The sequence below is a fragment of the Paenarthrobacter sp. NPDC056912 genome (genome assembly GCF_042786555.1).
In the GTDB taxonomy this organism is placed as follows: Bacteria; Actinomycetota; Actinomycetes; order Actinomycetales; family Micrococcaceae; genus Arthrobacter.
On record NZ_JBHUCD010000015.1, the window covers coordinates 100,698 to 107,123 of the forward strand.

Annotated in this window: 8 protein-coding genes; 3 read left to right on the forward strand and 5 right to left on the reverse strand. The window is 62.2% G+C overall.

What is annotated here, in order from left to right:
• Nucleotides 1–32: 32 nt before the first annotated feature.
• From rpsK to ACFRJ9_RS16655, 5 genes are all read right to left on the reverse strand, one after another.
• Nucleotides 33–434 carry a 30S ribosomal protein S11 gene (gene rpsK, locus ACFRJ9_RS16635; protein WP_014922380.1) on the reverse strand — a complete coding sequence of 134 codons (402 nt, stop codon included), beginning with the start codon at nucleotides 432–434 and terminating at the stop codon, nucleotides 33–35.
• A 51-nt stretch (nucleotides 435–485) separates the two neighbouring features.
• Nucleotides 486–863: a 30S ribosomal protein S13 gene (gene rpsM, locus ACFRJ9_RS16640; RefSeq protein WP_011775569.1), complete on the reverse strand. Its 378-nt coding sequence runs from the start codon at nucleotides 861–863 to the stop codon at nucleotides 486–488.
• A 195-nt stretch (nucleotides 864–1,058) separates the two neighbouring features.
• Nucleotides 1,059–1,172 (reverse strand): 50S ribosomal protein L36, encoded by a 114-nt coding sequence (rpmJ, locus tag ACFRJ9_RS16645; RefSeq protein WP_011775570.1) that lies wholly within the window; start codon nucleotides 1,170–1,172, stop codon nucleotides 1,059–1,061.
• Between the two features lie 72 nt (nucleotides 1,173–1,244).
• Complete coding sequence (gene infA / locus ACFRJ9_RS16650; protein WP_011775571.1) at nucleotides 1,245–1,466, reverse strand: translation initiation factor IF-1; 222 nt, start codon at nucleotides 1,464–1,466, stop codon at nucleotides 1,245–1,247.
• Nucleotides 1,467–1,661: 195 nt separating this feature from the next.
• Complete coding sequence (locus ACFRJ9_RS16655) at nucleotides 1,662–2,600, reverse strand: P1 family peptidase (protein ID WP_377670106.1); 939 nt, start codon at nucleotides 2,598–2,600, stop codon at nucleotides 1,662–1,664.
• Between the two features lie 378 nt (nucleotides 2,601–2,978).
• Here ACFRJ9_RS16655 and ACFRJ9_RS16660 point away from each other — a divergent pair, with 378 nt between their 5' ends.
• From ACFRJ9_RS16660 to ACFRJ9_RS16670, 3 genes are all read left to right on the forward strand, one after another.
• Nucleotides 2,979–3,968 (forward strand): carbohydrate ABC transporter permease, encoded by a 990-nt coding sequence (locus ACFRJ9_RS16660; RefSeq protein ID WP_377670108.1) that lies wholly within the window; start codon nucleotides 2,979–2,981, stop codon nucleotides 3,966–3,968.
• Nucleotides 3,965–4,870, forward strand: a complete 906-nt coding sequence (locus tag ACFRJ9_RS16665; RefSeq protein ID WP_377670110.1) for a carbohydrate ABC transporter permease — start codon at nucleotides 3,965–3,967, stop codon at nucleotides 4,868–4,870. Before ACFRJ9_RS16660 ends, ACFRJ9_RS16665 begins: the two co-directional genes overlap by 4 nt.
• 61 nt (nucleotides 4,871–4,931) lie before the next feature.
• The gene (locus ACFRJ9_RS16670) at nucleotides 4,932–6,278 is read left to right on the forward strand and encodes an ABC transporter substrate-binding protein (RefSeq protein ID WP_377670112.1); all 1,347 of its coding nucleotides are present in this window, start codon (nucleotides 4,932–4,934) and stop codon (nucleotides 6,276–6,278) included.
• Nucleotides 6,279–6,426 lie beyond the last annotated feature (148 nt).

A 6,426-nucleotide genomic window follows, 5' to 3' on the forward strand; every position in this document is an offset into this window, starting at 1 on the left:
CAGGCCCGGCCGGTCAGGCAGGGAAGACCTAATTAGACGCGGCGGCGCTTCGGCGGGCGGCAACCGTTGTGGGCGCTGGGGGTGACGTCCTGGATGGAGCCAACCTCGAGGCCAGCGGCCTGAAGTGAACGGATTGCGGTTTCGCGTCCGGATCCCGGGCCCTTGACGAATACGTCAACCTTGCGCAGACCGTGCTCCTGAGCGCGCTTTGCAGCAGCTTCAGCAGCCATCTGGGCAGCGAACGGAGTGGACTTACGGGAGCCCTTGAAGCCAACCTCACCGGCGGAAGCCCATGAGATTACAGCACCGTTCGGGTCCGTGATGGACACGATGGTGTTGTTAAAGGTGCTCTTGATGTGCGCCTGGCCAAGCGCAATATTCTTCTTATCCTTGCGACGCGGCTTACGGACCGCTCCACGAGTCTTCGGGGGCATTGTTTCTCCTACAGAAAGTTATCGGGGGAAAACCAGGTCAATCCCGAGGGATTAACGTCCGGCCTTCTTCTTGCCGGCGACGGTGCGCTTCGGGCCCTTGCGGGTACGAGCGTTGGTCTTCGTACGCTGTCCGCGTACGGGCAGGCCCTTGCGGTGGCGCAGGCCTTCGTAGCTGCCGATCTCTACCTTGCGGCGGATGTCAGCGGCTACCTCGCGGCGAAGGTCACCCTCAACCTTGTAGTTGCCTTCAATGTAGTCACGCAGCTGGACCAGCTCGGCGTCAGTCAGGTCCTTGACGCGAACGTCAGCGCTGATGCCGGTGGCAGCCAGGGTTTCGTGTGCACGGGTCTTGCCCACGCCGTAGATGTAAGTAAGCGCAATTTCCAACCGCTTTTCGCGGGGAATGTCTACGCCAGCGAGACGAGCCATAGTGGCGGTACTCCTTGAATAAACCGGAGGTCGTAGGCAGTACACCCACACGTTCCGTGTGGCCCCAGCCTCCGACCGGGGGTACGCTGACCGGGCTCTGAATGCAGTCCTGGCACAGCTTGTGCTGCCTTAATTTACTTGCGTGGGTTAGCAACCCAGGTTTGCCCTTGCGGACGCTGATTCCCGGAAGGGGAATTAGCCCTGGCGCTGCTTGTGGCGCGGGTTCTCGCAGATCACCATGACCCGGCCGTTACGGCGGATCACTTTGCACTTGTCGCAGATCTGCTTGACGCTCGGCTTGACCTTCATGGCGTTCCTTTGCGTGTTTTGCAGTTGATCTGCTGGAGCGGCTTAGGCACTGTTGCCTGGCCGCCCAGCAATTTACTTGTAGCGGTAGACGATACGACCACGAGTGAGGTCGTATGGGCTCAGCTCCACCACTACGCGGTCCTCTGGGAGAATCCTGATGTAGTGCTGACGCATCTTCCCAGAGATGTGTGCGAGAACGACGTGCTTATTGGTGAGCTCAACACGAAACATCGCATTGGGCAGCGCCTCAGTCACAACGCCCTCGATCTCAATGACCCCGTCCTTCTTGGCCATATCCTCCGCTAACTGTTGTTTGCCACCGTCCTCCGGTTAGGCACCGAAGATCCAGCGGACGTTTTTTGTTTGCTTGGCCCTCTTGGAACCACGACACTAAAAAGGGCGTGGCTGCAGAGACAACCAACAAATAACTCTACGCCAATGAGGCCGGAAAGTTAAATCCGTCAATGGTAGCGCAAGGGTCCGCCGCCGTCACTCCCCCGACGACCGGAACGCCGGGAATTCACCTGCGGCCGTCGTCACGCCATCCGCAGCAAGGACACCGTCCAGGATCGCCAACCGGACTGCCTCCGCAGCGGCACTTTGGAGCGTAATCAGCGACACCTGCCGCGCCTGCTCGGTGCTGCGGTCAAGCTCGACGGCGCCCGTCGCCAAAGCGAACACAGTGTCACCATCGGCCAGCGTATGGGAAGGATCCAACGCCCGGGCCAACCCCGCGTGCCCGGCGCCGGCGGTCCGCTTGCACTCAGCGACATCAAGCACAGCATTGGTCGCGATCACCACCAGCGTCGTGTTCAGGCCATGCGGGCCGGCCGCCCTCGGCACGGGCTGCCCAAGCCCCAGTGGAGCGCCGAGCGCGTTCACCACAGCGATTGCACCAACGATCACACCGTGGTCGAGAGTGATCGAGGACGTGCCAATCCCGCCTTTGTACTGCCCGCGCGCAATGACAGCACCGGTACCGGCGCCAACGCTTCCACGTCCGACGGCGGCATGGTCACCGGACGCGAAGGCGGCGGCTGCTGCCTGGTAGCCCATGTCGGCGTCGGGCCGTGCGTGCACGTCGCCACCGCGCCCGAGGTCGAAGATGGCCGCAGCGGGAACAATCGGCACCACGGTCCCCGGAACAGCAAAGCCCCTCCCCTGCTCCTCACACCACCGCTGAGCACCGTGAGCGGACACCAGCCCAAACGCACTCCCACCGGTCAACACCACGGCATCCACGGTGGACACAAGAGTGGTCGGGTCCAAGGCATCAGTCTCATGAGTACCGGGACCTCCCCCGCGAACATCAACAGACCCCACGGTCCCCGGCGGAGGAAGCACCACAGTCACCCCGGACAACCACCCCTCTCCCCTCTTCTGCACATGCCCAACCCGTATGCCAGGAACATCGGTGATCGAATTCATGGCTCCATTCTCCACCTGCAGCGACGGCTCACTCAGCAATATGGCTGGCACCCGGCAGCGCGCGTCTAAGGTGGGCCCACGACGGCAGGGTTCCCTGGCCGAGCTTGCGAGGCGAGGGTGCCGTTGGGGAGGCACGACCGAGCGCGCAGAGGGTGGCAGCCAGTTGGCTGCGACCACCGGCGGCAACAAGTGGTAGCCGAGCCTCAAATACGAACACGCGAGTAACGCTGAGTAAACGGGCTTGGAAGTGTAAGACAACTATCGCGAGCGTGCCAGCTTTTGGCCGTTCGGGCCCATTTCCATGTGGTGAGCTAGGCCTGTCCCGCCGCCCCGATCCGGGAGCTGGCGCCCACATTCGCCCGACACCGTTAGTGACCCATGACTTCCCGACTGATTCACAGCAGCACGCCTGCGCCGGCAGAACCACCAGGTGCCCAGCCGCCGGCCCAGCCAGAAATTGCCGCACCGACCCGTCCGAAAAGGCGACGGTGGTCCGGCCGGAGCCGCAAGGACTTCCTGGTGTTTCTTGCCCTGGCATTGCCGAACCTGGTGCTGATCGGCACGTTCACCTATTGGCCCCTGATCAACAACATCTATTACTCCACTCTGGACTGGACACTGGGCTCGGCTTCGGCCACTGTGGTGGGGCTCCAGAACTACGTCACCTTCTTCACCAGCGATGACGCGCCCAAGGTCCTCGGGACTACGGCAGTTTTCACCGTGGTGACCGTGGGCGGATCCATGGTGCTCGGCATCTTGGTCGCCCTTGCCCTCAACTCCAAGGTCCGGGGCACCACGTTCGCCCGCTCAGCGGTGTTCGCGCCCTACGTGCTCTCCGGCGTCGGGGTGGGCTTGGTGTGGCTGTTCATCTTTGACCCCGGCTACGGTGTGCTCGCCTGGATCCTTCGGGGCTTCGGCCAGCAAAGCCCACAGTGGATCAACGATCCCCAACTTTCCTTGGCGATGGTCATCATCGTGTACGTCTGGAAGAACCTGGGTTACTGCGCCGTGGTGTACCTCGCCGGCCTGCAGTCTTTGCCGCGCGACGTCATGGAAGCCGCAGCCCTGGACGGAGCCAACAGTGTTCGCCGGTTCTTCAACATTTCCGTCCCGCTGCTTTCCCCCACCACGTTCTTCCTGTTGATCACCACCATGCTCAGCTCGTTGCAGGCGTTCGACCTCATCCGCATCATGACTCCGCTCGGCAACGGCACCAGCACATTGATCTACGAGGCGTACCTGCAGGCTTTCGGCGCCTACAACAGGGCCGGCTACTCGGCCGCGATCTCAGTGGTCCTGTTCGTCATCCTGCTGATCATCACCGTCCTCCAACTGCGGTTCGTTGAGCGAAAGGTCCACTACTCATGAGCGCGCTGCCATCCGCCGTCGTTGTTTCGCCGGAGGAGACCTCTCCGCCCGAGCCGCCGCGGCCGCTTTCCAGGGCTAGTCTGCTCCAGACTGTCGCAACCGGCTATGTCCCTTTGATCATTGCCACCTTGGTGGTTTTCCTGCCGCTGCTGTGGATGCTGCTGAGTTCCTTCAAGCAGCCGGGCGAAATCGTGACCATGGATCTCAGAATCCTGCCGGAATCCCTCAACCTGGAAAACTATGCGACTGCGATGACCACCGTCCCGTTCGCGCAGTTCTTCGCCAACAGCCTGATCGTCACCGTGGTGGGTTCGTCCATCAAAGTCATCCTTGCCATCCTGACGGCCTATGCGCTGGTGTTCGTCCGCTTCCCTTTCAAGAACGTCATCTTCGTACTGATCCTTGTAGCCCTCATGGTTCCGGCGCAGGTTTCCATCCTGCCCAACTACATCCTCATCGCGGGCATGGGCGGCAAGAACACGCTATGGGGCATCATCCTCCCGGGCCTCGGGACGGCGTTCGGCACGTTCCTGCTACGGCAGCACTTCCTGTCCCTGCCGCCGTCCATCCTCGAAGCAGCCGAGATCGACGGCGCCGGCCATTGGCGGCGCCTCTGGCAGATCATCGTGCCTGTGTCGGTTCCGTCCATCGCCACCGTAGCCCTGGTGACTGTGGTCAGTGAGTGGAACGACTACATCTGGCCCCTGATCATCACGGACAGGCCCGAAACAATGACACTCCCGGTGGGCCTGACCTTGCTGCAGAACTCAGAAGGCAACGGGGCAGGCTGGGGCATCCTCATGGCCGGCGCTGTGCTGGTGATCGTCCCCATCCTGCTGGTCTTCGCCGCGCTCCAGCGCTACATCGTTGCCGGATTGACCCAAGGCAGTGTCACCGGCTGATTTTTCCAACCGCACCATCGCATCGAAATACCCCTATTGAGAGTTATTGAGAGGAAGCACCATGCGTACCAACCTTGACCGCCGACATTTCCTGGGGCTGGCAGGCCTTGGAGCCGGAGCAGCGGCCCTCGCCGCATGCGGCGGGCCATCGACGGCGGGCACGGCAGACGCCGTCGACACCTCCACGATCGACTTCACGGGCGTGAGGCCCGCAGCGTCCATCGATTTTTGGACCAACCACCCGGGCAAGTCGCAGGACGTGGAGAAGGCGATTATTGAGAAGTTCCACGCCAAGTTCCCGGATATCAAGGTCAACCTGGTGACGGCCGGCGCCAACTACGAGGAAATCGCCCAGAAGTTCCAGACGTCACAGGCGGCCAAGACCGGCCTGCCGGGACTGGTGGTCCTCTCTGACGTGTGGTGGTTCCGCTACTACTCCAACGGCAGCATCATCCCCATTGATGGCCTGGTGAAGCAGTTGGACATCAAGGTCGATGACTTCCAGAAGTCGCTGGTGGACGACTACAAGTACGACGACAAGCAGTGGGCGCTCCCCTACGGCCGCTCCACGCCCCTGTTCTACTACAACAAGGACCATTTCAAGGCAGCAGGACTTCCGGACCGGGCCCCGGCAACGTGGCAGGAATTCGCCCAGTGGGCTCCGAAGCTCAAGGCCACGTCAGGCGCCCAGTATGCCTACATCTACCCCGCCCTGGCCGGCTACGCCGGCTGGACCCTGCAGAACAACCTGTGGGGCTGGGGTGGCAGCTGGTCCAAGGACTGGGACATCACCTGTGACTCCAAGGAATCAGTGGCTGCCCTCCAGTGGGCACAGGATTCCATCTACAGGGACGCTTGGGCAGGTGTGTCGTCCAAGGAAGCAGCTGACGACTTTGCCGCCGGCATCACCTCGTCCACCATCTCGTCCACCGGTTCCCTGCTGGGTGTCCTGAAGGCGGCCAAGTTCAACGTGGGCGTCGGCTTCCTTCCCGGCGGCCCCGAGGTACCCAGCGGAGTCTGCCCCACCGGTGGCGCCGGCCTCGGCATTCCGAGCGGCATCACCAAGGAAGAGCAGCTGGCTGCAGCGACCTTCCTGAAGTTCATGACCGAACCTGAGAACACCGCTGCCTTCTCGGCTGCGACGGGCTACATGCCTACCCGGCTCTCAGCCGATATGTCGGCAGTCCTCGCCGCCACTCCGCAGATCAAAACCGCCATGGACCAGCTCGCCGTCACCAAGGTCCAGGACAATGCACGTGTGTTCCTGCCTGGCGCTGACCAGGAGATGGCCAAGGCCGCGGCCAAGATCCTGACCCAACAAGGCGACGTGCAGGCAACCATGACCGAGCTGAAGAAAACGCTCGACGGTATCTACACCAAGGACGTCAAGCCCAAGCTGAAGGCATAACCCCTTTCGTACACAAGAAGCGGGGGGGGGCTGGCCTATGCGCCCCCGGCGGAGACCGTTTGTAGGGGGAGGGGGAGGGGCGCACCCCCCCCCGCCCCACCCACCCCCGGCGGCCGCAGTAAAACAAAAAACAACCCCACACCAAAAC